Here is a 23767-nt window from a genome sequence, read left to right as displayed (position 1 = left end):
CGGGCTCGTATCTGGTCACGGCTTCACCTCTCGTAGCGAAGATTTCAGCAGCTTGCCGGAGGCGTTGTGTGGCAACTCCGAAAGAAAGACCACGGACTTGGGCAGCTTGTAGCGTGCGAGCCGTCCTTCGAGGTGGGCGATGAGCGCCGCCTCGTCGAGGGACGAGCCCGGTGAAGTGACCACGAAGGCCCGGCCGACCTCTCCCCATTTCGTGTCCGGTATGCCGATCACGGCGGCCTCCGCCACGTCCGGGTGCTCGTGGAGAGCACTCTCGATCTCGACCGGGTAGACGTTCTCGCCGCCGGAGATGTACATGTCCTTGAGCCTGCCGACGATGCGCAGGTAGCCCTCGTCGTCGGTCGTCGCGAGGTCGCCGGTGTGCAGCCAGTCGCCGTCGAACGCGGTGTCGGTCGAAGACGGATCACGCCAGTAGCCGGGCGTGACGTTCGGGCCGCTGACCTGCACCTCGCCCGGCTCGTTCATGACGATCTCACCGACGCCGTCGATGACGCGCACATCGGTGAAGAAGCATGCGGTCCCTGCGGATCCGAGCTTACGGATGCCGTCAGCGGCACGCAGCATCGTGCTGCCCGGCGACGCCTCGGTCAGCCCGTAGCCCTGGACGATCATCAACCCGCGGTCGAGCCAGATGCGCAGGAGTGACTCCGGGATCGGCGCGCCGCCGCTGAGGGCGTTCCGCAGAGTGCTCAGGTCCGCGGAGCCGAACCGTCCGGCGTCGGACAACGCGAGATACATCGAGGTCACGCCGAAAAGCAGTGTGACGCCTTCCGATTCGATCAGTTCGATCGCGCGGTCGGGGTCGAACCGAGACTCGATGAGCGCGGTGCCGCCCTTGAGGACAGTGGGGAACAGGACCTGGTTGAGCGCTGCTGTGTGGAAAAGCGGGGCGGTGACCAGGGCTACCTCCTCGCTTCCCAGATCGACGTCGACCATGAGATTCATGACATTCCAGATGATGTTGCCGTGCGTCAGCTGGACGCCCTTCGGGCGTCCGCTGGTGCCGGAGGTGTACTGGATCATGAAGAGGTCGTCCTGGGCGATCGGTTCGTCGAGCGGTCGTTCGTCGTCGCTCTCGAGCGACGCAAGTCCGGCACCGGCCGTGCGGGTGAAGACCACTGTGGGGATGGACAACTCGCTGATCATGGCGGTGACGGCGCCCGTTGCGAGGCTGTCCTCGGCGAGGATGATCGTCGGCTCGCTGTTGGTGAGGACGTAACGCAGCTCGGGCGGCGCGAGCCGCGTGTTGAGCGGCACGAACACCGCGCCGAGCGAGGCGGTGGCGAACATCGCCGTCACCAGCTCGATCGAGTTGAGGCCGAGGAAGGCGACTCGGTCGCCGGCTGCCACGCCGCGACCTCGTAGGCCGCGCGCCAGTCGGGTCGACGACAGATGGAGTTGCCGGTAGGACACGCGGTGCCCGTCTTGGACCAGTGCCGCCTTATCCGGTGTCATCCGGGCACGGCGCAGGGTCCACGATCCGAGACCCTGATCCTTCATGCGTCGTCACCCCCTGCGCCGTCGAGGCCGACGCGGCTCTTGAGCGCCAGCAACTCGCGCAGCGCCTCGTCTCGGCGTGCCCGGACGGCGTCGTCCGCGCCACCCAACTCCTCTCTGACGCCGGAGACCAGCTGTGCGGTGAGTTCCGGGTCGAGTTCCGGCTCGCGCAGGTCGTTCCACCACTCGACCATCGGTGGGCCGAGGTGTTCGAGGACGTGCGCCATACCGCCCGGGCCCCCGGACAGGTGCTGCGTCGCGATCGGACCGAGCAGTGCCCACCGCAGGCCCGGCCCGTTGGCCACCGCGAGGTCGAGGTCGGCGACCGAGATCGCGCCGCGGCCGACGAGGTCGTAGGCCTCCCGCCAGAGCGCCGCCTGGAGCCGGTTGACGACGTGTCCGGGCAGTTCCGCATTGACGCGGATGGGGCGACGGCCCAGCGTGCGCATCGCGGTCATGGCGGTGTCGATCGTTTCCGCTGACGTCGATCGGCCGCCGACGATCTCGACCAGCGGGATCAGGTGCGGCGGGTTGAAGGGATGCGCGACCAGCACCCGCTCGGGATGCATACAGGCGTCCTGGAAGCTGCTCGGCCCGAATCCTGAACTGCTGCTTGCGAGTACGACGTCCGGTGCGGCAGCCGCATCCAACGCCGCGAACAACTCGCGTTTGAAGTCGAGGCGTTCGGGGCCGGACTCGATGACCAAATCCGCCATGCCGGCCGCAGCAGTCGCCTCGTGGTGGACGGTCAGCCCGGACCCCGCGTCGGCGGGCGCGTCGAGATCGGCCAGATGTGCGGAGATCGTGCCGCGAGCTCGGTCCAGCGCCGAGTCGTTCGGGTCCGCGAGATGGACCGCCATGCCGTGCGCCAGGGCGAGTGCGGCCCAGCTGCAACCGATCGCGCCGGCGCCAACGATGGCCACGACCTGCATGTCGGTCTTCATGACTGCGTCTTCCGGCGGTCAGCGGCATACGCGACGAACGCGTCGATGGAGGTGGGGTCGGCGAGCGCGTCGGCGCTGACGACGTCGGATGCGTTGGCGCCCTGCAGGATTCGCTTCACGGGGACCTCGAGCTTCTTGCCGGTCAGGTTGCGGGGGATCGCCGGGACCTCGACCACCTGGTCGGGCACGTGGCGCGGACTCAGGGCAGACCGCAGTGCACCGGACACCCGGCTGCGGAGCCGTTGCGCGTCGATGTCGCCCGTGGTCGTCACGAAGAGGATCAGCTCACCGTTGCCGCCCTGCGGGTCCTCCAGGTGTATGACGAGACTGTCGCCGACCTCCGGCAGCTCCTCGACGACCCGGTAGAACTCGGCCGTGCCCAGTCGCACACCGCCGCGGTTGAGCGTGGAGTCGCTGCGGCCGGTGACGACGCAGCTGCCGTCGGGCTCGAAGACGATCCAGTCCCCATGGCGCCATACACCCGGGTAAGTGTCGAAATAGGTGGCTGTCAAACGGGTTCCGTCATCACCCCAGAAGCCGATGGGCATCGACGGCATGGGGGAGAGGACGACGAGTTCGCCGGGCTCGCCGATGAGTTCGCGGCCGTTGGGGTCGAAGGCGTGCACGTCGACCCCCAGTGCTCGACCCGAGATCATGCCGGCGCGCACCGGCAGCAGCGGATTGTTCTGCACCAGGCCGCTGCACACGTCGGTGCCGCCACTGCCGACGTTCAATTGCACATCGTCGCCGAGCTGGTCGTGGATCCAGCCGTAACCCTCCGGAGGTAGCGGCGAGCCCGCGGAGCCGACTACACGGATCCGCAGCTGCCGACCGCTGAGATCAACGCCGGCGCCGCGGCAGGCCATGATGAAGCCGGGGCTGGCGCCCATCAGGGTCGCGCCCGTCTCCTCGGCGAGGTCCCACTGCCAGGTCAGATCCGGGTAGGAGGGATTGCCGTCGACGAGCACGATCGTGGCGCCGACGAGCAGCCCGGACACGAGCGCGTTCCACATCATCCAGGCGGTCGTGGAGTACCAGAGCATGACGTCACCGGGGCCGAGATCCCACGACAGCGCGTGGTTCTTGAGGTGCTCCAGCACGATGCCGCCATGCCCGTGCACGATCGCCTTCGGCTTGCCGGTCGTTCCGGAGGAGAACAGCACGACGAGTGGGTGGTCGAACGGCACGGGTGTCGTCTCGTGGATCGGGTCCGCGACGGCGCCGAGCGCCGATGGCCACGACGTGGCGTCCGTGACTCGCCAGTCGCCGTACTCGATGTCGAAAACCGTTCGGACAGTGGGTAGTTCGGCCCGGATCGCAGCAATCTGCTCGCTCCGGTCGATCGGCTTGTCCCCGTAGCTGTATCCACCAGCCACCAGCAGCACCGTCGGCTCGACCTGGCCGAAGCGGTCGATGACGCTGCGCGGGCCGAACTCGATCGCGCAGCTGGTCCAGATCGCGCCGAGACCGGCGGCCGCCAAGAACGCGACGACGGCTTCGGGAGTGTTGGGCAGGTAGCCGGCGACCCGGTCACCCGGCCCGACGCCACGGTCCCGCAGCACCCGACGAGCCCGGGCCACCTGGTCGCGCAACTGTGCCCAGGTCAGGTCGACGTCGCCGCGCGTCTGCGATCGTCCCTGTATGGCGACTGCGTCGTCGTCGCCGCAGCCCTTCAGGGCCTGCTCGGCGTAGCTGAGTCGGGACTCGGTGAACCACCGCGCGCCGGGCATGACACGTTGCTCGAGCACTGTCTCGCGCGCACCGTGGTCGGTCACTTCGAAGAAGTCCCAGATCGCGGCCCAGAAGTCTTCCAGCTGGTCCACGGACCAGCGCCACAACTCGTCGTGACCGGCCAGTTCGACGCCTCGCTCGGTGCGGAGCCACTGTAGGAAGGCACCGACCCGCGTGGTGTCGAGGACGTTCGCGGGCGGGCGCCATACGACGTCACCGGTGTCGAGTGCCCTTGCCGTGGAGACGTTTTCGGTGTTCATCGGTCGGTGACCTTCTGTGCCCGGCCGTCGAGGAACGCGCGCATGCGGTCCTTCGCATCGTCGCTGCCCTGGGTGATCGCGGCCATCATGGCTTCCATGAAGAAGCCCTCGCGCGGGTTTGCCTCGGCGATCCGGGGGAGCGCCTGGATGATCGCGTAGTTGCTCTGCGGTGCGTTGGTGGCGACCTGGTGGCCGATCTCGACGGCCCTGTCGAGCGCGTCTCCGTCGTCGACGACGTACTGCGACAGGCCGGCCGTCATACCTTCGGTGGCGTCGTAGCGGCGACCGGTGAGCATGAGGTCGCTCATCCGGGCGACACCGATCAGGCGGGGCACCCGCACGGAGGCCCCACCTCCGACGAACAGGCCGCGCATACCCTCCGGCAGTGCGTAGAAGGTGGAGCGCTCGGCCACGCGCAGGTGGGCCGCCGCGGCGAGCTCGAGGCCGCCCCCGACGACGGCACCCTTCAGGGCTGCGATGACCGGCACCGGTCCGAACTCGATCGCCTCGAACGCTCGGTGCCACATGCGGGAGTGCTGGAGGCCGGCGACGGCGTCGCGTTCGGACAACTCGGACAGATCGAGGCCGGCGCAGAAGTGATCGCCCTCCGCGGCCAGCACGACGGCACGGATGTCACCGGGCAGATGGGTGAAGAAGTGCTCCAGCCCGAGGACGGTCTCGTCGTTGAGGGCATTGCGTTTGGCCGGCCGGTTGAGGGTCAGCACCGCGAGTTCACCAATCCGGGTGAGCGTCAGCGTGTCCGGAAGGTTGAGTGTGTTCGACAAGGGCACCTCGGGAAGTAATCAACAGGTTTCCTGATGATTAAACCAAGGTCCGGCAGTACGGGCAAGGACCGCCGACCGTGGCGACCCGGGCTCAGGCAGGCGGTGCGAAGAACTCCAGGGCGATGTTGTCGGGGTCCCGGAACGAGATGCCCGACCCGTAATGAGCGTCCTTGACCCCGCTGTTCGGTATGCCGAGCTCGTTGAGCTTGGTGACCCAACCGTCCAGTTCCTCGCGGCCGATGGCGAATGCCACGTGGTCCAGTCCGGTGCGTCGCTCGTCGAAGGTCTCGGTGGCCGCGGCCCCCGTGTGCGTGTGCAGACCGAACAGCGTGCCGCCGTCGAGAGCGAAGACCGCGTGATGGAAGGTGCCCGATGCCTCGTCCTCGTCCAGCACCGGCTCTGCGCCCAGCAGCGCTGTGTACCAACGAGTGCTGGCATCCAGGTCGGTAACGGTGATGGCTACGTGCGTGAGCGCGGGGAACGTCATGGGGATCTCCAAACCTCGGCGTGAGATCACGACGCTACTGTGCGAAACGATTCCTGGGAACTGGCTGATCGGTCGGCATCGGTGGCCGAAGGGCCAGTGTCATGCCGGGCGGCTTCGGGCTATTGGCCGGCGATCAGGGACTCGATCGCCGCGGCGTCGTCGGCCGGCAACTCGAAACAGCCGAACCGCAGTCGTCCGGCCGGCAGGTGTCCGCGCATGTCGTCGAGTGGCACCGGTGTGATCTCGTGCAGTGACGCCGCGAGCCGGTAGCCGCCAGGTATGACGGCGCTCGGCTCCGGGGCTTCGCCCGTGACGTCGCCGACGATGGTGATCGCTCGCAGCGGCTCGCCGTCCGGGTAGGCGGACTTCGGCGAATAGATGAGGATCCGATCGCCGACGCTCATCCGCACCAGCGGTGCCTTCTTGCCGTGATTGGCCATGATGTAGCCCTCCGCGACGCCGCGGCGGGCGTGCTCGCGGGAGACGACGATGATCCAGGTGCGTGTCGTGGGCATGCTGAGAACGGTAGAACCAGCAGCGGACCGGATCGGTCCGGAAGAAGCTGGAACGCGGTGTATGACGCGATACGACTGGTTACGTTTTGGTCCAACCGTATACATCCGTACCGATGATGACGTGCCACGGATCCGGCTGATGCCTTCGCTGGTCGCGACCGCGGCCGGGCGCGCCACCGCCTCCTCGGTCAAGGTCCTGCCGAAGACCGCTGCGAGTGTCCTTCCCCGAGGACGCGTGAAAGGCGTGGGACGACACCGCGAACCAGTGACCTGCGACGCGCTGACGTGCGAAGCTTCCGGTGTGACCGACGAACTGGACGGCATCCGCATCGAGCGTGCAGTGCCCGAGGACGCCTTCGTGCTGGCTGCGATGACGCTGCGGTGGGACCTGGAGGGCGGTTCGCCGCGGCGCGCAGGGTTCATCGACGAGTTCGCCGAGGCGTGGCTGGCGCAGGGCAACGCGCGGCCGGCGTGGCTCGCCCGCCGCGCCGACGGTGACCCGGTCGGTTTCGCCATCGGCATCCTGGCGACCAGTCTGCCGAGCCTGCGGCGCCCGACCGGGGGCTGGTTGCACCTCAGCTCCGTGTATGTCGTCCCGGAGCTACGCGGCAGTGGTCTTGGCGAGCGCATGCTACGGCAGGTCATCGACTGGGCCGCCGACGGCGGGCTCTACCGGGTGCAACTCAACGCGACTGATCGAGCGCGTTCGCTCTACCGCCGCGTGGGGTTCGGCGGCCCGCAGGACACCCTCATGCAGTGCGTCCTGACGGACCGGCTCCCGACGAGCTGAGCTACTCGACGGCCAGCTACTGGGTGGGTTCGACGAGCAGCACCGGGATCTGTCGGTCGGTCTTGGTCTGGTACTCCGCGTAGGGCGGGTATGCCGCGACAGCGCGCTCCCACCACTCGTCCCGCTCGGCCCCGTCGATCTCGCGCGCGACCGCGTCGTGTTTGTCCGGACCATCCTGAACCTCTACTTCAGGGTTAGCAGTGATGTTGCGGTACCAGGCGGGGTGCTCGGGTGCGCCGCCCTTGGACGCCACCGCGGCATACACGCCGTCGTGCTCGACCCGCATCAGCGGCACCCGACGCAACTTGCCCGATTTTGCGCCGCGCATCGTGTAGACGACGACCGGCATACCCATCACGTCGACGGCCTCGGTGGTGCCCGACTCGTCGATCTTGGCGAGCTGGTCCTTCACCCAGCCGGTCTTCTCCTCGGCGTATTCACCCTGCAATGGCATGTCTTCTCCTGACGCGCTGAACGAATGGTCCGAGAAGAGCAACCGTGGATCCGCTCGCGTTGTTCCGATCGTGCTCGTCATACCATCGCCGTATGCCGCAGCAGATCGAGCCCGAAGCCGACTTCGCCCGAGTGCCCGACGGTTTCGAGCGGCTGTGGACGCCGCATCGGATGGCCTACATCGAGGCTGCGAAGCCGGAGCATGACGACGACGATGCCTGTCCGTTCTGCGCGGCGCAGACCCGTGACGACGAGCACGCGCTGATCGTGCACCGCGGTCGCACCTGCTTCGCCATCCTCAATCTCTTCCCTTACAACCCAGGCCACCTGCTGATCTGCCCCAACCGGCACATCCCGTCATACCTGGACCTGACCGACGAGGAGACGCTCGAGTTCACGGCGCTGACCAAGGAGGCGATCCGGGCACTCACCACGGCGTCCGCACCGCACGGCTTCAACCTCGGCATGAATCAGGGCCAGGTCGCCGGAGCCGGAGTGGCCGCGCATCTGCACCAGCACGTCGTGCCGCGGTGGGCCGGTGACTCCAACTTCCTGCCGATCGTGGGTCAGACCAAGGCCCTGCCGGTGTTGCTGGAGGACACCCGGTCGCGCCTCGCCGACGCCTGGCCGCAGGACGAGGGCTGACCGGCCAGTAAGGTCAATGCCACCATGCTCAACCGTTACGCCCGGGCGGCGATCACCAAACTCTTCACGCCACTGGCGAAACTTCTGTTACGGCTGGGTGTTTCGCCCGACGTGGTCACGATCGTCGGCACCCTCGGCGTCTGTTTCGGCGCGCTCGCGTTCTACCCGCGCGGCAGCTTCTTCTGGGGGACCGTCGTCATCACGCTGTTCATCTTCTCGGACACGCTCGACGGCAACATGGCGCGGATGTCGGGCCGCTCGAGTGTCTGGGGCGCCTACCTGGACTCGACGCTCGACCGGGTGGCCGACGCGGCGATCTTCGGTGCGCTGGTGCTCTGGTATGCCGGTGACGGCGACGACTTGGTCATGGCCGGTCTCGCCCTGGGCTGCCTGATCCTCGGCATGGTGGTGTCCTACTCGAAGGCTCGCGCCGAGGGCCTGGGTATGACGGCCAACGTCGGCATCGCGGAGCGCTCCGAGCGGCTGGTGGCCGTGCTGGTCACCACCGGCCTGGTCGGCATCCCGTGGCTGCACCTGCCGACCGCCGTGCTTGGTGTGGTGCTCGCGTTGTTGGCGATCGCCAGCCTGATCACCGTCCTGCAGCGGATGCTCACCGTGCGCAACCAGGCGCTGGGCGGAGCCGGGGAACTCCCGAAGTGACCCTGCGGGATCGCGCGGAAGGTTTGGCCTATCGCGCTGCCTGGCGATTGGTCTGCCGTCTCCCCGAGCGCATGGCGTATGGCGCCTTCGACCGCGTGGCACGCTCGCTGCACCGGCGCAACAGCGCCTCCGTGCAGCAGATGCGCACCAACTACGCGCTCGTCCGCCCGGAGCTGAGTGCGCGGGAGCTGGATGCGCTGGTGGCGGAAGGGGTTTCGTCATACCTGCGGTATTGGTGCGACGCATTCCGGTTGCCGCGCGAGACGCCCGCCACGCTCGACGATCGGATCCGGCTGACCGGCCATGACGCCGAGGCCCGGGCGATCGTGGACCGCGGTGAACCGCTGATCCTCTTCCTGGGGCACCTGGGCAACTGGGATCACTGCGGCGCGTGGGCTACCGACCACTTCGCGCCGGTGACCACCGTCGCCGAGCGGTTGAAGCCGGAGTCGGTGTTCGACGCGTTCGTCGAGTTCCGCGAGTCGATGGGTATGCGCATCCTGCCGCTGACCGGCGGCGACAACGCCTATCCGCAGTTGCGCGAGGCGATCTCGCGCGGCGGTTTCGTGCCGTTGCTCGCCGACCGCGACCTGACGCGCAGCGGCGTTGAGGTGGACCTGTGCGGGAATCGGACCCGTGCCGCCGCCGGTCCGGCGATGCTCGCGCTGGACACCGGTGCGGCGCTCTTCCCGCTCGCGATCACCTACGAGCCGATTCCCGGACGGGCGGCCCAGCGGGTGGTCGCCCGCTTCGGCGCACGCGTCCTGCCACCCAATGGGTCTGCCGAGGAGCAGGTGCGGGGCATGACCCAGCAGTGCGTGGACTCCCTGGGTGAAACCATCAGGACGCACACGCAGGATTGGCACATGATGCAGCGCGCCTTCGTCGGGGGCGCCCGATGAAAATCACCCCACGAAGTTCTCCCCCGCTTCGCTCCTCCGATACTTCGCGGGGACCCCGATGAAGATCACCCCACGAAGTTCTCCCCCGCTTCGCTCCTCCGATACTTCGCGGGGACCCCGATGAGGGTCGGGATGGTCAGCCCCTACGCCTTCAACGTGCCCGGGGGTGTGCAGTTCCACGTGCGTGATCTTGCCGAGCACCTGCTCTCGGAGGGTCACGACGTGCGGGTGCTCGCGCCGGCCGACGAGGACGCTGACCTGCCGTCCTACGTGGACTCCGCCGGGCGCGCGGTTCCGGTGCCCTACAACGGATCCGTGGCCCGGTTGCTCTTCGGCCCGGTCACCGCGGCACGGGTCGGCCGTTGGATCGACCGGGGCGGCTTCGACGTCCTGCATGTGCACGAGCCCTTCTCGCCCAGCGTGTCGATGCTGGCGATGATGGCAGCCGACGGCGCAGTCGTCGGCACCTTCCACTCCAGCACGATGCGGTCCCGCGCGTTGTTGACCGTCATGCCGCTGCTCGAGCCCCAACTGGAGAAACTCAGCGGCCGAATCGCGGTGTCCCGTGAGGCATTACGCACCATCCACCGCCACGAGGGCGCCGCTGACGCGCTCATCATCCCCAACGGCGTGTATGTCGACCGCTTCGCGACGGCGACGGTCGTGCCGCGCTGGCAGGGGAGTGACGAACGACCGACGATCGCGTTCCTCGGCCGTCTGGAGGAACCTCGCAAGGGACTCTCGGTGTTGCTCGAGGCGATGCCGCGACTCCTGGAGGCGCGGCCCGGGTTGCGGCTGCTGGTGGCCGGGCCGGGGGACCCCGGAGAAGCCTTGCGCCATACATCGGCCCGCGTGCGGGCAGGGACCGAGTTCCTCGGCATGGTCAGCGAGCACGACAAGGCGTCGTTGCTGCGCTCGGTCGATGCGTATGTCGCGCCCAACACGGGCGCGGAGAGTTTCGGCATCATCCTGGTCGAGGCGATGAGCGCCACCGCACCCGTCGTGGCGAGTGACCTGCCGTCGTTCGCCGACGTACTGGCCGGAGGGACCGCCGGCGCGTTGTTCCGCACCGGCGACCCGGAGTCACTGGCCGACACCCTGCTGCGCCTGCTCGACGATCCGGGCGAGCGTGGCGAACTCGCGGCCCGTGGCGCCGTGCGTGCTCGGGAGTTCGACTGGTCCCGGGTATCGGCCGACGTCATGGATGTCTACGAGACCTGCCGCGCGGCCAACGCCGGTGCGGTGCGGACGATCTCGAGCGGTCGGACCAAGCGCGTGCTGCGCGGTCGCGGCTGATGGAGGGCTGATGGGAATGTTCGCCTGGATCGCGCTCGTGGTCGCCGTCGTGGCCGTGGTCGCGTGGTATCTCTCCTACACGGCCGCGCGGCTGGACCGATTGCACACCAAGTTGGAAGGCTCGGTGTCGTCGCTGGACGCGCAGTTGGTGCGACGCGCCGAAGTGGTGCGGGAGGTGGCCGGCTCCGGCGTGCTCGACCCGGCCAGTGCTGCGTTGCTCGCGGATGCCGCGAGTGCCTCGCTGGATGCCGCGGACGTGGCCTCGCTGCACGACGAGGTCCGGTCCGACGGCATCGGCGAGCAGCGTGCCGAGACCGAGTCGATGCTCACCGAGGTGTTGCGCACGACGCTGACCAGCGACGTGATCGCCGAGCTGCGCGACGAGAACGCCGGCTGGCCCGAGGTCATCGAACGACTCCGGTCGGCCGGGCAGCGCGTCGAGATCGCCCGCCGGTTCCACAACGAGGCAGTCCGAGACGTACGTCGCCTGCGGCATCGACCACAGGTGCGCTACCTCGGACTGGCAGGGCACACGCCGTTGCCCGCCCCGGTCGAGTTCGACGACCGCCTGCCGGACGGCCTCTAGTCCGGCACCACGATGGCCGGATGTCGCCGTGTCCTGAAAGTGTCATGAGGCGTCATGTGGCATGAAGCTGCCGAATGCGACGGTATTCTGGGAGAAACGTTGTCGTCGGACGAGGAGACCCAGAAGTGACTGCAGTGGCCGAGAACACGACTCAAAAGGGGACCGCCCGGGTCAAGCGGGGTATGGCGGAGATGCTGAAGGGCGGCGTCATCATGGACGTCGTCACGGCCGAGCAGGCCAAGATCGCCGAGGACGCCGGCGCCGTCGCGGTCATGGCGCTGGAGCGCGTGCCTGCCGACATCCGAGCGCAGGGTGGCGTCTCGCGGGCGAGCGACCCGGACATGATCGACGGCATCATCGAGGCCGTCTCGATCCCGGTGATGGCCAAGGCGCGCATCGGTCACTTCGTCGAGGCGCAGGTGCTGCAGAGCCTCGGTGTCGACTACGTCGACGAGTCCGAGGTGCTGACCCCCGCCGACTACGCCAACCACATCGACAAGTGGGAGTTCACCGTTCCCTTCGTGTGCGGTGCGACCAACCTGGGTGAGGCACTGCGCCGCATCACCGAGGGAGCGGCGATGATCCGCTCCAAGGGCGAGGCCGGCACCGGTGACGTCTCCAACGCCACCACGCACATGCGCCAGATCCGCCAGGAGATCCGTCGCCTGCAGAACCTCCCTGAAGACGAGTTGTATGTCGCCGCAAAGGAATTGCAGGCGCCGTACGAGCTCGTCAAGGAGGTCGCGCAGGCCGGCAAGCTGCCCGTCGTGCTCTTCACCGCCGGCGGCATCGCCACCCCGGCCGACGCCGCGATGATGATGCAGCTGGGCGCCGAGGGTGTCTTCGTCGGCTCGGGCATCTTCAAGGCCGGCAACCCGGCGCAGCGCGCCGAGGCGATCGTCAAGGCGACGACTTTCTACGACGACCCGGACGTGATCGCCAAGGTGTCGCGCGGCCTGGGCGAGGCGATGGTCGGCATCAACGTCGACGACATCCCGCAGCCGCACCGGCTCGCCGAGCGCGGTTGGTGAACCTCAGCCCTTCGGCAGGATCATCAGGTGGATCGGGATGTCCATGTCGGGGTGCCACGGGGCCTGTGTCGTCTCGATGATCCGCCAGCCGCGTCGCAGGTAGAGGTTGATCGGCGTCTCGTGCGCGGCGACCACGTCGAGCACGGGATAGCCGTCTGCCAGCGCGAACTCCGTCGCGGTCGCCAGCAGCCGCGAGCCGATGCCCTGACCGGCCCGCGAGATGTCGGCGAAAAACACTGACACCGCACGAAGTTCGTCGAGGTCGACCCCGTGCGCAGCGGCCCAGGACTTGCCGATCGGATCGTTGTCCGCGGTGGTGACGGACACGTGCCCGACGACCTCGCCGTCGAGTTCGGCGACCCACGCGCGCAGCTCGGTCGGACGCTTCAGGAAACCCTCGATCGGCAGCGGGAAGGGCCACACGAACGGGTAGCGGGTCTTGGCCTGTTGCCGGCCGAGCAGGTCGGCCAGGGCTGGAAGGTCGGCATCCTGACGTTCACGTATGGCGAGATCCACGTCGGTACGTTATCCGCCCGCGTCATACGGGACTTCAGTGGTCAGCCGGTCACGGCGTGCAGTGAGCGCTCCGGCTGTGCGTGACCGGTCTGCTGCCCGCGCCGCAGCAGCTCACCCAGCCGCATCGGGTCGTATGCGGCGGGCTGTGTGGACGCCAGGAAGTCCCGGATGATGCGAAGCACCTCTCGTGGGTGATCACGATGCGGGAAATGCCCACTGTCGTCGACGATTTCGACACGTGCGGCAGGCGCCAGCTCCTGGACCGTACGCGCCTGACTGGACGGGATGATCGGGTCCTGCGCGCCCCAGATCACCGCGAGTGGCAGGGAGGCAGTGAGGTAGGCCCGGTCGGCCATCGTCACGAACTGGCCGCGTCGGTCGACCACGCCACGGAGCAACTGCTGCACCGCCGCCCGAGCCTCTGGATGGCGCAACGAGTCGTAGATCGCCGCGATCTCGTCCACGTCGCGCGTGCCGGGCAGCCTGGCCGCGTGCGCCAGTTGCAGGCCGGTCCGGTTGACGTGCCGGATGCCCGGCAAGGTCAGCAGACTCATCAGCTCCTGGAATCCGGGCATCGTCGCCATCCGGATGATCGGGCTGACCTCCGGGCCGATACCACCCGGCGCGATGAGCACCAGTCGCTCCGTCAGCTCCGGGAACTGGTAGGCGAACTGCATCGCGACACCGCCGCCGAAGCTGTGCCCGACGACGGTGGCGCGCTCGATCTGCAGCAAGGACAACAGGTCCCGCATGCCGTTGGCATAACCGCCGAGCGAGTAGTCGGCGTGGGGTTTGGCCGAGCGGCCGTGGCCGAGCAGATCGGGAGCGATGACCGTGTGGTCGCGAGCCAATGGACGGATCACCCGGTCCCAGGTCGTGTGATCGCAGGCGACGCCGTGCAACAGAAGCAGTGCCGGTCCCTGACCGGCGGTCACGAATGCGCGGCGATGACCGTGCACGTCCACGAAGCGAATCTTGGGTGACGCCTTCATGACGGGCGATTCAATCACTTGAACGCCCGTACGGCTACCGCTGCGTAACTTCTGTCGTGAATTCGTGTCCTACCCTCGATCCGTGGCAGGTGACAGCAGATCCGGAAACGCCCGTGCTACCGCTCTGACGCGGGAACGCATCCTTGCCGTCGCCGCCGAACTCGTCCGCGACGCCGAGGGTTCCGTGCTCAGCATGCGGACACTGGGCGCGCAGTTGGGTGTGACTCCGATGGCGCTCTATCGCCATTTCGCGAGTCGTGACGATCTCCTGGTCGCACTGCTCGATGGCGAGTTCGCCGAGGTCGACTGGCCCGCGCTGCCCGATCCGGGTGTCGACCGCGCCGTCGAGGTGCTCCTGCTGCTCCACCGCGAGTTGGCGGCTCGCCCCTGGGTCGTCGACGCGCTCACCCGCGGTGACCTGATGGCGCCTTCGGCCGCGCGTGCCACGGATGACGTGCTCGCCTCCCTGCTGGCCGCCGGCCGCAGCCCGGAGCAGGCGGCGCACCGGTACTCGGCGGCCTGGCGACTCATTCTCGGCGCGACCCAACTGGACGCCCGGACCAGGCAGGCCAAGCGCGACCTGAAACGGCCCACGGTGCAGGAGGCGGTGCGGCGTGACGCCGCAGCCAAGGGGCTGGACGCGCTGGCCGTGTGCGGCGAGGCGCTGGCGGCGCAGCGGGCGGACTTCGACATGCGCACCGCCTTGGTCTTGATCGTGCAAGGCGTCGAGGATTAACGTGTACGCGTAAACATCGGCGACGAGGAGTGCTCATGCCGAGGGGTTCGATCTTCGACGCGGCGGGCGGCGCGGACGGTATGACGCGCATCGCTGCGGCCTGGCACCGGCGTGCGATGGCCGACGAGGTGGTCGCACACGCCTTTCACGGCGGCGCGAAACCGGACCACGTCGAGCGGCTGGCGGCATACCTCGGCGAAGCGCTGGGTGGCCCACCCCGCTACACCGAGCTGTATGACGCACACGCCACGGTCGTGCGGATCCACAGCGGCAACGGTGAGCACGAGGAGATGAACCGGCGCGCGATCGACTGCTTCGCCGGGGCGTTGCACGACGCCGGTGTCGACGCGGATCCGGAGACCTACCAGGCGGTGCTCGACTACTGGGCTTGGGTGACCTGGCATCCGATGTACGCCTACCACCGGTCAGCGGACGACGTTCCGTCGAATCTGCAGATGCCACAGTGGAGTTGGGACGGGACCGTGAGCTATAGGAGGGTCGGGCAATGATTACGCCATACATCACCGTCAAGGACTCGCGGGCCGCGATCGACTGGTATCGCAGCGCTTTCGGCGCGCGCGTGTCGTTCGAGCCGATCGTCATGGACGACGGCCGTATCGGGCACGTCGAGTTGACGATCGGGAAGGACTCAACCTTCATGATGTCGGACGAGTTCGACAGTGCGGGCGTCGCCGCCCCTGACCCGGCGAGGCACAGCTCCGTCGCCCTGCACGTGGAAACGACCGCTGTCGACGTCGTCGTTCGACAGGCGAAAGCCGTTGGCGCACAGATCGATCGGGAGCCGGAGGACACGCCGCACGGGCGCGTGGCGGTGCTGCACGACCCCTTCGGCCACCGCTGGATGTTCAACCAGCGCCCGGGCGAACCTGACCGGCCGGCAAGGCCCGCACAGGTTCGTGACCTCACGGCGAATCTGCCGGTGGCCGACCTCGACGGCGTCGACGACTTCTACGGGGACTACCTCGGGCTGACCGACGAAGGTTTCAACCTCGGCTGGGTGGTGCATCGCAGCGCGCCACAGTCCGGTGCGCACGTGCAGCTGGTGACTCGGGACAAGACCGCACCGGTCGACTCGGCGATCTCGGTGCACGTCGTCGACGTCGAAGCCGCGCACGCCGAAGCCGTGCGGCGTGGCTACCGGATCGTGCATCCGCTCACGCACGAGCCGTGGGGCGTGTACCGCTTCTTCGTGCAGGCGCCGGACGGCACCGTCGTCAACATGGTCAGCCACGCGGACTGAGCGAGTAACTGACGACAGTAGCGAGTTCGTCGCCTGAAACCGCCCGGTGCCGCGAGTAACTGACGACAGTAGCGAGTTCGTCGCCTGAAACCGCCCGGTGCCGCGAGTAACTGACGACAGTAGCGAGTTCGTCGCCTGAAACCGCCCGGTGCCGCGAGTAACTGACGACAGTAGCGAGTTTGCTGTTGATGGTCAGAGTCGCTCGCGCAGCCAGGCGATGTCGGCCTTGTGCTCGTCGGCGCCACCGGGCGTCTCACAGACGACCGGGGCATCCGCGGCCCGCACCACAGCGGCCAGCTCGTCCGGATCTATTTGTCCCGCACCGAGATTGGCATGCCGGTCCGCCCCGGAGTCGAAGGCGTCACGGCTGTCGTTGCCGTGCACCAGGTCGATGCGGCCGGTGATGTCGTGGATGCGCTCGGCCGCCTCCGCGAGCGCTATGCCACCGGCCCACGCGTGGCAGGTGTCCAGACAGAAACCGACCTGCTCGTGGCCGTCGGCCTGCGTGATCGCGTCCCACACACCGGCGATCCGGTCGAGGTGACGCGCCATCGCATTGTCGCCACCTGCGGTGTTCTCGATCAGGAGCGGGATCTTGCAGTCGGTGGCCTCGATCGCCTTACGCCAGTTGTCGAATCCTTTGGCCGGGTCGTCGGCCTTGTTGACGTGTCCGCCGTGCACGATCAGGCCGGCCGCACCGATCTCCGCGGCGGCGTCCATGTGCTGCTGCAGCAACTTGCGGCTCGGGATGCGGATCCGATTGTTGAGCGTCGCGACGTTGATGACGTAGGGCGCGTGCACGAAGACCGTCACACCGGCCGCCTGCGCGTCGGCGCGTAGCTGCGCGGCGCCGCCGTCATACGCGACGACCGGTCCCTTGTAGCTCTGCGGGTCGCCGAGGAAGAACTGCACGACGTCCGTGCCGCGCGCGGTCGCCTCCGCGATCGGGTCCTGCTGGTCCACGTGTGCACCGATCGAGATCGTCATACGGGCCAGCCTACGAACTCACGCCGACATCGATGGAACGTATCGGCGTCCGGCGTCCCCTTCTGAGCAGACCGTGCCATTACGAGCAGGAGGAACAGATGAGCGCGACCCGTCCAGAACTGGCGCAAGTGCACCGAACAGTGGACACCGGACGACTGCGCGTGCACGTCGTCGAGGCGGGCGACGGGCCGCCGGTGCTGCTGCTGCACGGCTGGCCGCAGCACTCGTACGCCTGGCGGCACGTCGTCCCGCACCTGGCCGCAGCACACCGCGTCATCGCCGTCGACTCCCGTGGCGCCGGCCGCACCGACGCGCCCGCAACGGGTTACGGGACGAACGATCTCGTGCAGGACGTCATCGCCCTCCTCGACGCCCTCGACCTGCCGCAGGCGGACGTCGTCGGTCACGACCGGGGCGGCTCGCTCGCGTTCCGGATCGCGCTGGAGCACCCGGAGCGGGTCCGTCGGCTCGTGGCACTCAACACGCTGCACCCCTACACGGAGGTGCGCCGGCTGGCGCCATACGCCTGGCGCTATCTGTGGACACCGTTCGTCGAGACGCGGTATGTCGGGCGGCTCGTGCTCCGGCACCTGCCGTGGTTCCTGCGGACCCTGCTGCGGCTCGGTGTCGCCGACCGGGCGGCGATGCCGGCCGACGCCGTGGCCGCGTATGTCGACAGCGCCCGCCGGGCGCCCAACGCGCGGGCCGGCGAGGAGCTGATGCACCAGTTCGCCTATCACGAGATCCTGCCGATGCTGCGGCATCCCGAGCGCCGACGACTGGCGACACCGGCCCTGCTACTGGTCGGGAGCTCCGACCGGCTGACGCCACCAGGCATGCTCGGCGACGCCACGACATATGCCGACGACTTGCGGGTCGAGGTGGTCGACGGTGCCGGGCATCACCTTCCGGAGGAACGTCCCGAGCTGGTCGCGGATCGGATTCTCGCGCACCTGCGATGATCGCCGATGATGAGTGATGCCAACCCGATCGAGACGTCGTCGAGAGATCTCGGCGACCTCGTGTGTGCTGCGCAGGCGGGCAGCACGATGGCGATGCAGGCGTTGCTCACCGAGCTCACGCCGTATGTCGGCCGGTTGTGCGGGCCGATCGCGCTCGACGAGGGCCCGGACGCGGCCCAGAACGCCCTGATCATCGTGTTGCGCGATCTGCGGCAGCTGCGGGAGCCTGCCGCGCTGCGCGGTTGGGTGCGGACCATCGCGGTGCGCGAGGCGGTCCGGGTCGCGAGGCGGGGGAGACGGGACGTGCCTGCCGAACTACCGGACGTCCCTGCGCCCGGTGACCCGCAGCTGGCGGCCGACGTCCGTGCGGTGCTCGACCGGTTGTCGCCGGCGCATCGCGCGGTCCTGGTGTTGCGCGACCTGGAGGGCTTGGACGAGGCGGCTGCGGCGGAACTGCTCGCCATACCGGCCGGGACCGTGAAGTCGCGCCTGCACCGTGCCCGACGAAGTTTCCGACAGGAGTGGGAACGATGAGTGCAGCTTGGCCGACCGCGGACCTCGACCCCGTGCGGCGCTTGCATGTGATGGCGGCCGCCATACCCGGCGCGATGTCGGGGGAGGTGGTGGTTCGACGTCCGATCGCGCAGGTCTGGGCGCGGGCCGGGGATCTCGAGACCGAGCTGCCGCTGCTGGTCCACGACTTCCGGGAGGTCCGGGTGCGGGACCGCGACGGCGAGCGGCTCGTCGCGGATGCGCGCAGTCCACTCGGCCTGCGCGCGCGTTTCGACGTCGTGCTGCGACCCAACTGGTGCTGGTGCGAGAGCCGCTTCCTGCTGTGCGGGATGGCTGCGGTCGAGCAGGGCGACGACACGTTGTTCGGCTTCCTCGGTGGGGTGCGCGTGCCCGGCGCCGGTCGGCTCGAGTCGATCGCTTCACGGCCGGCAACTGCGCTGTTGCGCGGGACGCTCGACCGGTTCGCCGCCCGCGCGGAGGCCGAGTCGGCGCAGGACTGACGAAGCAGATCCGGATTGCCCCTCCGCTTTCCCGGAGGAAAGGCGTAGCGTTGAGGACGTGACGGATTCGACCGCTTCGACCCCTGCACCCACCATCTCGACCGTCGGTGAGCTCCGGGCCTCCGGACACCGACAGCGCGGCGTCCGGGAGGAGCTGCGCGACAACCTGCTGGCGAAGCTCGCCGCCGGCGACGACCCCTGGCCCGGCATACAGGGTTTCGAATACACCGTGCTGCCCCAGCTGGAGCGAGCGCTGTTGGCAGGCCACGACATCGTGCTGCTCGGTGAGCGTGGCCAGGGCAAGACCAGGGTGCTGCGCACGCTGGTCGGGCTGCTGGACGAATGGACCCCGGTGATCGACGGGTCCGAGCTCGGTGAGCATCCCTACGACCCCATCACCCCGGCCTCCCGGCGCCGGGCCGCCGAGCTGGGCGACGACTTGCCTGTCGCCTGGCGGCATCGTGACGAGCGGTATGCCGAAAAGCTCGCCACACCGGACACATCCGTCGGAGACCTGGTCGGCGACGTCGACCCGATGAAGGTTGCTGAGGGCCGCAGCCTGGGTGACCCGGAGACCATCCATTTCGGGCTCATCCCCAGGTCGCACCGCGGCATCGTGGCAATCAACGAGCTGCCCGACCTGGCCGAGCGCATCCAGGTGGCGATGCTCAACGTGATGGAGGAACGCGACATCCAGGTGCGCGGCTACATCCTCCGGTTGCCGCTCGACGTGCTCGTGGTCGCCAGCGCCAACCCCGAGGACTACACCAACCGCGGACGCATCATCACCCCGCTCAAGGACCGCTTCGGCGCACAGGTCCGCACGCATTACCCGCTCGAGGTCGAGGGCGAGATCGCCGTCGTCGAGCAGGAGGCGCAACTGGTGGCGAGCGTGCCGTCATACCTGATCGAGATCCTGGCGCGCTTCACCCGAGGTCTGCGGGAGTCCACTGCCGTCGACCAACGCTCCGGCGTCTCGGCGCGTTTCGCGATCGCCGCGGCGGAGACCGTTGCCGCGGCCGCGCTGCATCGGGCGACCGTGCAGCACGAGGAGGAAGCCGTCGCCCGGGTCATCGACCTGGAGACCGCGGTCGAGGTGCTCGCCGGAAAGGTGGAGTTCGAGTCGGGCCACGAGGGCCGCGAGGAAGCGATCCTGGAGCACCTGTTGCGGACCGCCACCGCCGAGACGGCACGCGGCCGGCTGCGCGGCATCGACCTCGGGCTGCTGGTGCGCGCGCTGGAACGCGGCGCGCGAGTCACCACCGGCGAACAGGTCAGTGCCGCAACGGTTCTCGGTGAGTTGCCGGTGCTGGGTGAGTCCGACCTCTACGACCAGCTCGCCGACCGGTTGGACGCCACCACTGCGGGCGAACGCGCTGCAGCGGTGGAGCTGGCCCTGGAAGGTCTCTACCTGGCCAAGCAGGTCAGCAAGGAGGCCGACGACGAGGGAAATGCGACCTACGGTGAGAGTGAGCAGGTATGACGATGCGCGGAACTCACCTACTGCGCCACGTGCAGGGCTAGCGTCTGAAACATGTTCACTCACACTGCTTCCCATCGTTCCCTGCGCATCGCCGGATTCGTCGCGACTGCGTGCGCCGCTGCGGCCCTGGCCGCACCTGCCGCTGCCGCGCCGGCGCACGCGACGCCGTCTCCGAGTGGTTACTCCTGGACGCCGCGACCGACCGGTGTGCAGGAGCAGTTCCGCGGTCTTGCCGCCGTGAGCGGCCAGGTCGCCTGGGTCAGCGGTGAGAAGGGCAGCGTGCTGCGCACCACCGACGGTGGTCGCAGCTGGAGCGACGTCTCGCCGGAGGTGTCGAAGACGGACGGTCTGGCACTGCGGGACATCGAGGCGTGGGACAGCCAGCACGCCGAAACACTGTCGATCGGCCCCGGCGGAGACTCGCGGATCTTCCGGACTTCCGACGGTGGCCAGACGTGGGAGCAGGCCTTCACCAACACCGACCCGAACGCCTTCTACGACTGTATGGCGTTCAGTGCCAACGGGATCGGCCTGGCGATGAGTGACCCGGTCGACGGCTACTTCCGGATCGCGCGCACCACCAACGGCGGGAAGTCCTGGACCGCATTGCCCACCACGGGGATGCCGAAGGCGCTCGGCAACGAATTCGGCTTCGCAGCCTCCGGCACCTGTCTGGTATCGGCGCAGGACGCGCACGGTGCGCGCGCCGGTGAGTTCTGGTTCGCGACCGGCGGCGAGTCGCCGCGGGTGTTCCACACGACGAACGCCGGCGAGACCTGGACCGCGGAGACGACCTCGGTGCGTGCCGGTGACGCGGCCGGCATCTACAGCATCGCGTTCAAGAATCACGGCACCGGCGTAGCGGTCGGCGGGGACTACACCGCACCCTCCGACGGCACCGACGCTGCCGCGACCAAGCACGGCAGCTCACCCTGGAAGGCCAGCAGCAACACCCTGGGTGGCTACCGCTCCGGAGTCGCCTACGTGCCGGGCCGCGGCAACGCGGTGGTCGCGGTGGGTCCGACCGGCAGCGACGTGAGTGCCGACGGCGGCCGCACCTGGTCGACCTTCGACGACACGGACTACGACGGCATCCATTGTGCGTCCGACGGAGCCTGCTGGGCGTCCGGCCCGGACGGCGCCGTGGCAGTCCTGAAGACACCGATCCACAGGCATCACTGAATAGTGCTGGAGGCGTATCTCGTTGGCACGTAAGCAGACTCACCGTTCACGGTACGGCCGGTATGCCGGTGGGCCCGACCCGCTGGCACCACCGGTCGACCTGGCCGAGGCGCTGGGCGCCATCGGTGAGGACGTCATGGCCGGCTACAGCCCGGAGCACGCAATGCGGGAGTTCCTGCGCCGTGGCGGCCGGCAGCAGCGCGGCCTGGACGACCTCGCTCGACAGGTCGCCGAGAAGCGACGGGAGCTGCTGGCCAAGCACAACCTGGACGGGACGTTCCAGGAGATCAAGCAGCTGCTGGACGACGCCGTACTGTCCGAGCGCAAGCAGTTGGCGCGTGACCTGGACGACGACGCGCGGTTCGCGGAGATGCCCATCGAGAACCTCCCGCCGTCGACCGCTGCTGCGGTCAACGAATTGGCCGACTACCCGTGGCGCAGCGGCGAGGCCCGCGAGAAGTACGAGGAGATCAAGGACCTGCTCGGTCGGGAGATGCTGGACCAGCGGTTCGCCGGCATGAAGCAGGCGCTGGAGGGCGCGACCGACGAGGACCGGCAGCAGATCAGCGACATGCTGGCGGACCTCAACGAGCTGCTCGAAGCGCATGCCCGTGGCGAGGACACCGACCAGCAGTTCGCCGACTTCATGGCCAAGCACGGGGACTTCTTCCCGGAGAACCCGCAGAACATCGACGAGTTGCTCGACTCGCTCGCCGAACGTGCGGCCGCGGCTCAGCGGATGCTCAACTCGATGACTCCCGAACAGCGCGAGGAGCTGATGCAGCTGTCGCAGCAGGCTTTCGGCTCGCCGGAGCTGATGCAGCAACTCGCACAGTTGGACGGCAACCTGCAGTCGCTGCGACCGGGTGAGGACTGGTCGGGCTCCGAGCAGTTCGGCGGGGAGCAGGGGATCGGCCTGGGCGACGGCACCGGCGTCATACAGGATCTGGCGCAGTTGGACGACCTGTCCGAGCAACTGTCCCAGCAGTATGCCGGCGCGCAGATGGACGACCTGGACCTCGATGCGCTGGCGAAGCAGTTGGGCAACGAGGCAGCAGCCGACGCGCGCACGCTCGCCGAGCTCGAGCAGGCACTGCGCGAACGCGGTTATCTGACAACGGATTCCAGCGGAGAGTTGAAGTTGTCACCGCGCGCGATGCGCGAGCTCGGGCGCACCCTGCTCAAGGATGTCGCCACCCGTCTCAACGGACGATCCGGCTCTCGTGACGCACGTCGAGCGGGTATGGCGGGGGAGCCGACCGGGGCGAGTCGCGGGTGGCAGTTCGGCGACAACGAGCCGTGGGACGTGACACGCACCCTGACCAATGCCGCGTTGCGTCGGGCCAGCGGTGACGACGACCGGTTGCTCAGCATCGCCGATGTCGAGGTGCAGGAGACTGAAGCGCGCACCCAGGCTGCGGTCGCGTTGCTGGTCGACACGTCGTTCTCGATGGCCATGGACGGCCGGTGGGTGCCGATGAAGCGCACGGCGCTGGCACTGCACCACCTGATCCAGACCCGGTTCCGTGGAGATTCGTTGCAGCTCATCGGTTTCGGCCGCCACGCACAGACGATGGACATCGACACGTTGACCGCGCTGTCGGCGGAGTGGGACAAAGGCACCAACCTGCACCACGCGCTGATGCTGGCCAACCAGCACTTCCGTCGGCATCCCAACGCGCAGCCTGTGCTGTTGATCGTCACCGACGGAGAGCCGACGGCGCACCTGGAGCCGGACGGCGAGGCGTGGTTCAGCTATCCACCGCACCCGTTGACGATCGCCTACAGCGTGCGCGAGTTGGACACCGCGGTGCGACTCGGTGCGCAGACGACGATCTTCCGGCTCGGCGAGGACCCTGGCTTGGCGCGATTCGTCGACCAACTGGCCAAGCGCGCCGAGGGCCGGGTCGTGGCGGCGGAGCTCGACGAGCTCGGCGCCGCCGTCGTCGGTGGCTACCTCGGCGGGCGGGGCGGCAGGCCGACGTATGGCGACTTCGGCGACTGGGGGTTCCGCGGCGGCTGGGTCAGCTGACGG

General features: G+C 68.3%; 26 protein-coding genes. 16 read left to right on the top strand and 10 right to left on the bottom strand.

The genetic code is table 11. The annotated features are described in order from the left end of the window. Positions 1-15: 15 nt before the first annotated feature. The 6 genes from IEX71_RS15000 to IEX71_RS14975 form a co-directional block, all read right to left on the bottom strand. Complete coding sequence (locus IEX71_RS15000; protein ID WP_188837824.1) at positions 16-1518, bottom strand: acyl-CoA synthetase; 1503 nt, start codon at positions 1516-1518, stop codon at positions 16-18. Beyond that, the gene (locus tag IEX71_RS14995) at positions 1515-2459 is read right to left on the bottom strand and encodes a 3-hydroxyacyl-CoA dehydrogenase NAD-binding domain-containing protein (RefSeq protein WP_188837823.1); all 945 of its coding nucleotides are present in this window, start codon (positions 2457-2459) and stop codon (positions 1515-1517) included. Before IEX71_RS14995 ends, IEX71_RS15000 begins: the two co-directional genes overlap by 4 nt. After that, positions 2456-4450: an acetoacetate--CoA ligase gene (locus IEX71_RS14990; protein ID WP_188837822.1), complete on the bottom strand. Its 1995-nt coding sequence runs from the start codon at positions 4448-4450 to the stop codon at positions 2456-2458. The genes IEX71_RS14995 and IEX71_RS14990 overlap by 4 nt, the downstream gene beginning before the upstream one ends. Next, on the bottom strand, positions 4447-5235 hold the full coding sequence (locus IEX71_RS14985) for a crotonase/enoyl-CoA hydratase family protein (protein WP_188837821.1): 789 nt from the start codon (positions 5233-5235) through the stop codon (positions 4447-4449). Before IEX71_RS14985 ends, IEX71_RS14990 begins: the two co-directional genes overlap by 4 nt. Before the next feature lie 91 nt (positions 5236-5326). After that, a complete protein-coding gene (locus IEX71_RS14980; protein ID WP_229749752.1) occupies positions 5327-5752 on the bottom strand; it encodes a VOC family protein in 426 nt (141 codons plus the stop codon). Between the two features lie 89 nt (positions 5753-5841). Further along, on the bottom strand, positions 5842-6237 hold the full coding sequence (locus IEX71_RS14975; RefSeq protein ID WP_188837820.1) for an EVE domain-containing protein: 396 nt from the start codon (positions 6235-6237) through the stop codon (positions 5842-5844). 301 nt (positions 6238-6538) lie between these two features. Here IEX71_RS14975 and IEX71_RS14970 point away from each other — a divergent pair, with 301 nt between their 5' ends. Next, positions 6539-7027, top strand: coding sequence for a GNAT family N-acetyltransferase (locus IEX71_RS14970; RefSeq protein ID WP_188837819.1), 489 nt, complete (start codon positions 6539-6541; stop codon positions 7025-7027). Positions 7028-7043: 16 nt separating this feature from the next. On the opposite strand, the gene IEX71_RS14965 is transcribed toward IEX71_RS14970, so the two are convergent. Next, complete coding sequence (locus IEX71_RS14965) at positions 7044-7481, bottom strand: nitroreductase family deazaflavin-dependent oxidoreductase (RefSeq protein ID WP_188837818.1); 438 nt, start codon at positions 7479-7481, stop codon at positions 7044-7046. Between the two features lie 92 nt (positions 7482-7573). Between IEX71_RS14965 and IEX71_RS14960 the strand changes: the two genes are divergently transcribed. The 6 genes from IEX71_RS14960 (at position 7574) to pdxS (ending at position 12600) form a co-directional block, all read left to right on the top strand. Then, positions 7574-8125 carry an HIT family protein gene (locus IEX71_RS14960; protein WP_188837817.1) on the top strand — a complete coding sequence of 184 codons (552 nt, stop codon included), beginning with the start codon at positions 7574-7576 and terminating at the stop codon, positions 8123-8125. A 24-nt stretch (positions 8126-8149) separates the two neighbouring features. Beyond that, entirely contained in the window at positions 8150-8785 is a 636-nt protein-coding gene (pgsA, locus tag IEX71_RS14955) for a phosphatidylinositol phosphate synthase (RefSeq protein WP_188837816.1), read from the top strand. Next, positions 8782-9687: a phosphatidylinositol mannoside acyltransferase gene (locus IEX71_RS14950; protein ID WP_188837815.1), complete on the top strand. Its 906-nt coding sequence runs from the start codon at positions 8782-8784 to the stop codon at positions 9685-9687. The genes pgsA and IEX71_RS14950 overlap by 4 nt, the downstream gene beginning before the upstream one ends. A 120-nt stretch (positions 9688-9807) precedes the next feature. Continuing rightward, positions 9808-10983 (top strand): glycosyltransferase family 4 protein, encoded by a 1176-nt coding sequence (locus IEX71_RS14945; RefSeq protein ID WP_188837814.1) that lies wholly within the window; start codon positions 9808-9810, stop codon positions 10981-10983. Positions 10984-10993: 10 nt separating this feature from the next. Then, positions 10994-11569, top strand: coding sequence for a hypothetical protein (locus IEX71_RS14940; protein ID WP_188837813.1), 576 nt, complete (start codon positions 10994-10996; stop codon positions 11567-11569). 134 nt (positions 11570-11703) lie between these two features. Further along, the gene (pdxS, locus tag IEX71_RS14935; RefSeq protein ID WP_188837929.1) at positions 11704-12600 is read left to right on the top strand and encodes a pyridoxal 5'-phosphate synthase lyase subunit PdxS; all 897 of its coding nucleotides are present in this window, start codon (positions 11704-11706) and stop codon (positions 12598-12600) included. Between the two features lie 3 nt (positions 12601-12603). Here pdxS and IEX71_RS14930 read toward each other — a convergent pair whose 3' ends face one another. Beyond that, positions 12604-13116 (bottom strand): GNAT family N-acetyltransferase, encoded by a 513-nt coding sequence (locus IEX71_RS14930; protein ID WP_188837812.1) that lies wholly within the window; start codon positions 13114-13116, stop codon positions 12604-12606. A 41-nt stretch (positions 13117-13157) separates the two neighbouring features. Further along, a complete protein-coding gene (locus IEX71_RS14925; RefSeq protein ID WP_188837811.1) occupies positions 13158-14108 on the bottom strand; it encodes an alpha/beta fold hydrolase in 951 nt (316 codons plus the stop codon). Between the two features lie 82 nt (positions 14109-14190). Between IEX71_RS14925 and IEX71_RS14920 the strand changes: the two genes are divergently transcribed. Genes IEX71_RS14920 through IEX71_RS22545 form a run of 3 tightly spaced genes read left to right on the top strand, consistent with a single transcriptional unit; the run spans position 14191 to position 16105 of the window. Then, positions 14191-14844, top strand: coding sequence for a TetR/AcrR family transcriptional regulator (locus IEX71_RS14920; RefSeq protein WP_188837810.1), 654 nt, complete (start codon positions 14191-14193; stop codon positions 14842-14844). Between the two features lie 35 nt (positions 14845-14879). Further along, the gene (locus IEX71_RS14915; protein WP_188837809.1) at positions 14880-15353 is read left to right on the top strand and encodes a globin domain-containing protein; all 474 of its coding nucleotides are present in this window, start codon (positions 14880-14882) and stop codon (positions 15351-15353) included. Further along, positions 15350-16105: a VOC family protein gene (locus IEX71_RS22545; RefSeq protein ID WP_229749751.1), complete on the top strand. Its 756-nt coding sequence runs from the start codon at positions 15350-15352 to the stop codon at positions 16103-16105. The genes IEX71_RS14915 and IEX71_RS22545 overlap by 4 nt, the downstream gene beginning before the upstream one ends. 192 nt (positions 16106-16297) lie before the next feature. Here IEX71_RS22545 and IEX71_RS14900 read toward each other — a convergent pair whose 3' ends face one another. Beyond that, positions 16298-17092, bottom strand: coding sequence for a deoxyribonuclease IV (locus tag IEX71_RS14900; protein WP_188837808.1), 795 nt, complete (start codon positions 17090-17092; stop codon positions 16298-16300). 98 nt (positions 17093-17190) lie between these two features. Between IEX71_RS14900 and IEX71_RS14895 the strand changes: the two genes are divergently transcribed. The 6 genes from IEX71_RS14895 to IEX71_RS14870 are packed head-to-tail and all read left to right on the top strand — an operon-like array spanning position 17191 to position 23764. Further along, complete coding sequence (locus IEX71_RS14895; RefSeq protein ID WP_188837807.1) at positions 17191-18054, top strand: alpha/beta fold hydrolase; 864 nt, start codon at positions 17191-17193, stop codon at positions 18052-18054. Positions 18055-18063: 9 nt separating this feature from the next. Further along, entirely contained in the window at positions 18064-18588 is a 525-nt protein-coding gene (locus tag IEX71_RS14890; RefSeq protein ID WP_188837806.1) for an RNA polymerase sigma factor, read from the top strand. After that, on the top strand, positions 18585-19067 hold the full coding sequence (locus IEX71_RS14885) for a hypothetical protein (protein ID WP_188837805.1): 483 nt from the start codon (positions 18585-18587) through the stop codon (positions 19065-19067). Before IEX71_RS14890 ends, IEX71_RS14885 begins: the two co-directional genes overlap by 4 nt. 58 nt (positions 19068-19125) lie before the next feature. Next, on the top strand, positions 19126-20550 hold the full coding sequence (locus IEX71_RS14880; RefSeq protein WP_188837804.1) for a magnesium chelatase ATPase subunit I: 1425 nt from the start codon (positions 19126-19128) through the stop codon (positions 20548-20550). Between the two features lie 51 nt (positions 20551-20601). After that, positions 20602-21732 carry a WD40/YVTN/BNR-like repeat-containing protein gene (locus IEX71_RS14875; protein ID WP_188837803.1) on the top strand — a complete coding sequence of 377 codons (1131 nt, stop codon included), beginning with the start codon at positions 20602-20604 and terminating at the stop codon, positions 21730-21732. Positions 21733-21754: 22 nt separating this feature from the next. Further along, positions 21755-23764, top strand: a complete 2010-nt coding sequence (locus tag IEX71_RS14870; RefSeq protein ID WP_188837802.1) for a vWA domain-containing protein — start codon at positions 21755-21757, stop codon at positions 23762-23764. The last annotated feature ends 3 nt before the right edge of the window (positions 23765-23767 follow it).

Source organism: Flexivirga endophytica (genome assembly GCF_014640635.1).
Classification (GTDB): Bacteria; Actinomycetota; Actinomycetes; order Actinomycetales; family Dermatophilaceae; genus Flexivirga; species Flexivirga endophytica.
This window is presented reverse-complemented; position numbering and strand designations above follow the sequence as displayed.